We start from the raw sequence: 3,127 nt of genomic DNA, 5'->3' as shown, positions 1-3,127 counted from the left end.
CATCGGCGCGCTCGCCGATGCGTTTCACGCTCGCGGCATCATGTTCATGCTGGATTACCACGTTGGCCAGGACGAGCATCTTGGATACAACTCGACTGATTTCTGGCAGGCACAACAGTGGCCGAGTTCCTTCTCGTCGACGGCGACCGGCGACCGGTCGACGATGTTCACGAACTGGCAATCGATCGTGTCCGAGATCGGAAATCGCTATGGGAGTCGTCTTGGTGGGTGGTTCTTCGACGACGGACTGATCTACTACCCGGCGAATTTCGAGCAACTCGGTGCCACGGCACGCGCCGGAAACCCGGCACGGCTAGTGTCATGGAACTCGTGGATCGCTCCCGGGTATACACAATTCCAGGACGTGGTCTTCGGTGAGGAAAGATGCCTCGGCGGCACCCCGACCGGCACTGCAGCCACCGGCAGGAACGGCGTGATGACCGCGGGAAAGCACGCTGGTGAACTCGAGCACTTTATGGAGCGCCTCGAACAGGACTGGGGCGTCAACGAGCAGAACCAGTCGATTGCAACCCAACTCACTGCCCAACAGCTTGCCGGACCCGTCGCCGCGAGGATCGCGCGCAATGCACCGGTGAGCCTGAATCTGATGATGCACGTCCCCGGGGTGCCGGCCGCATCCTCACTCACCGTTCTTCAGAACCTCGCGGCGTTGCTGGCAGACAGTGGTGCACGCAAGAACGACACCAGCACACAGATCACCTACAGCGGGGGACAGTGAACGCACATCGGTGGGCGCGGCGCCGGAGACTTCCAGGATGACGTCGCCTACGCCACCGCGAACGGATCCTCTTTCGAGTATTCGTTCACGGGCATCGCGGTCGACATCGTGGGACCGACGAAGGGAACCCAAAAGGCTGACGTTCCCATCGACGGAATCAAGGTTCAGACGATAAGCCGCACCGACTCCGGATACTCCCCATAGGTTGTTCTGGCGAGCGTGGTCGGCCTGACACCGGGCGACCATACTGTGAAGGTCGTGAAGACTGGTGGCCAATACCTACAGCTCGACGCGATCGAGGTCACAACCCCCCGTACCAACAACTCACACCCAGCAATCGCCTACACGACATCACAGTGGACGACATCGGGCAACCGTGCCGCCGGTGACGTCCAGGACGACGTGAAGTATGCGACAGCCAACGGTGCCGCTCTCGACTACACATTCACGGGAACCGGGATCGACCTGATTGGGCCTGCGGAGGGAACCACCAGCGTGAGCATCTACATCGACAACGTTCTGGTTTCCAGCGTGAACTGCACGGATGCGGGCTACATCCAGCAGGTAGCCCTGGCGAGCGTCACCAATCTTCCACCGGGCCAGCATGTGCTGAAAGTCGTCAAAACCGGTGGCCAGTATCTGCAGATTGACGCCCTGCAGGTGCGGGCTCCACGCATCAACAATGAGGGTGGAGGGCTTGTGTACTCCTCCTACCAGTGGTCGACATCAGGCAACCGCAACGCCGGTGATTTCCAGAACGATGTGACGTACACGACAGCGACCGGCGCATACGTTCAGTTCACCTTCACCGGTACCGGGGCTGACGTCATCGGGCCTGTGCAAGATGTCACGACAGCAGATATCTTCATCGACGGTGCACTGGTCGCAACCATCGACAGGAATGATCCCGAATACACCGCCCAGGTGGCGCTCGCGAGCGTACGCGGTCTGGCTCCCGGCACGCATGTGCTCAAGGTTGTGAAGACCGGAGGAACGTACCTACAGATCGACGCCGTGCAGGTCCGTCTGGGCTAGCCCACCGCGTTCCGCGACGAGAGCGATCGCCCGCCGGGTGGTCGCTCTCGTCGTTTCGCGCAACCGGTGGGAGGATGGGCAGCACGACGAGAGGCATGAATGACGAATATTCGCGATGTCGCGAAGTATGCCTCGGTTGCGCCGATGACCGTGTCGCGAGTCATCAACCAGCCCGACTCGGTCGCGCCCGAGACGAGGCAGCGGGTCGAGGAGGCCATCCAGGCCCTGCGATATGTGCCGAACCGTCTCGGCCTGGGTCTTCGCACTAAGCGAACGATGGTGAACGCGCTGCTTGACAGCGATATATCGAACCCTTTCGCGATCACGCAGATCCTGGGAGTGGGAAACGCCGCCCGCGAGCAGGGGTTCACCGTGATCTTCACGCACACTAACGCCTCGCCCGAGGAGGAGATGGTGCAGTTACGCAGCCTCGTCGAGCGCCGCGTCGACGGTGTTGTGCTCTCCCCCGTGCTGAACACCCCGGATGCTACGAACTTTCTGCAGAACCAGGGGCTGCCGGTGGTCGTGCTCGACTACCCGATGCCCGACAACGACGTCGACACCGTTCGCTGCGACAGCATCTCCGCCGCGCGCGCCCTGACCGAGCAACTGCTGGCTCTCGGCCACGAGCGAATCACGATGCTCTCGGGGCAGGAGAGTATCGTCACCGCCCGAGAGCGTGCGGAAGGTTATGCGCAGGCAATGCTTGCCGCTGGCCTCGCCCCCGAGGTGCATTTCGGTGCGTTCACTCCGGAGAGTGGATATCGAATGGCGACCGAACTTCTCGCTCGAGCGGATGCTCCGACCGCACTGCTGACGGCCAACAACTTCATCGCTCTCGGTGCCGCTCGAGCGGCCGCGGCCGGAAGCATCCGCGTGCCCCAGGACCTCTCGATCTCAACGTTCGACAGCCTGGGTGCCGACCTCGTGCTGGACCCGTTCTTCACCGCGGCCGTGCAACCCGTTGAGGAGCTGGCGTTGATCGCGACATCCATGCTCCTCGAACGAGTGATGGGTACGTACTCCGGGCCAAGCAGGGAGGTCGTGCTTCCCACCAAGATCATCGTGCACTCCTCAACCGGCCCCGTCACTCCTTGACGCCCCCCGAGGAGAGGCCCTGGGTGACGAAGCGGAACGCGAACACGATGATGAGCACGGCGGGCAGTGCCAGCAACACGAGCGCCGCATAGTACTGCGACGACTCGAGGGGGGTTGGGGCGAATGCGCTCCGGATGGTCTGCACGGCCTGCGCGGCCGTCGAGAGCTCGGGCGATCGCAACACCACCGACGGAAAGATGAAGTCCTGTAGCGACCACATGATGCTGAGCGCGGCGAGGTTGACCAGCGGTCCTC

General features: G+C 62.3%; 4 protein-coding genes. 3 read left to right on the top strand and 1 reads right to left on the bottom strand.

Annotated features, from left to right (window positions below; translation table 11 throughout):
* From RMN95_RS10720 to RMN95_RS10710, 3 genes are all read left to right on the top strand, one after another.
* A partial coding sequence (locus RMN95_RS10720; protein WP_309616908.1) for a hypothetical protein occupies positions 1-739 on the top strand: 739 nt, incomplete at its 5' end.
* 258 nt (positions 740-997) lie between these two features.
* Complete coding sequence (locus RMN95_RS10715; protein WP_309616907.1) at positions 998-1,774, top strand: hypothetical protein; 777 nt, start codon at positions 998-1,000, stop codon at positions 1,772-1,774.
* A gap of 99 nt (positions 1,775-1,873) precedes the next feature.
* Complete coding sequence (locus RMN95_RS10710; RefSeq protein WP_309616906.1) at positions 1,874-2,872, top strand: LacI family DNA-binding transcriptional regulator; 999 nt, start codon at positions 1,874-1,876, stop codon at positions 2,870-2,872.
* Here the strand turns inward: RMN95_RS10710 and RMN95_RS10705 are convergent.
* Positions 2,862-3,127: hypothetical protein (locus RMN95_RS10705; protein WP_397545280.1), on the bottom strand; the 266-nt coding region annotated here is incomplete at its 5' end. The two genes, RMN95_RS10710 and RMN95_RS10705, sit on opposite strands and share 11 nt — an antisense overlap.

The sequence above is a fragment of the Salinibacterium sp. genome, assembly GCF_031364185.1.
Classification (GTDB): Bacteria; Actinomycetota; Actinomycetes; order Actinomycetales; family Microbacteriaceae; genus Rhodoglobus.
This window is presented reverse-complemented; position numbering and strand designations above follow the sequence as displayed.

Bases quoted from the DNA above. Each gene is read 5' to 3' on its own strand.
- RMN95_RS10710 (WP_309616906.1), top strand. From the start codon at position 1,874: ATGACGAATATTCGCGATGTCGCGAAGTATGCCTCGGTTGCGCCGATG.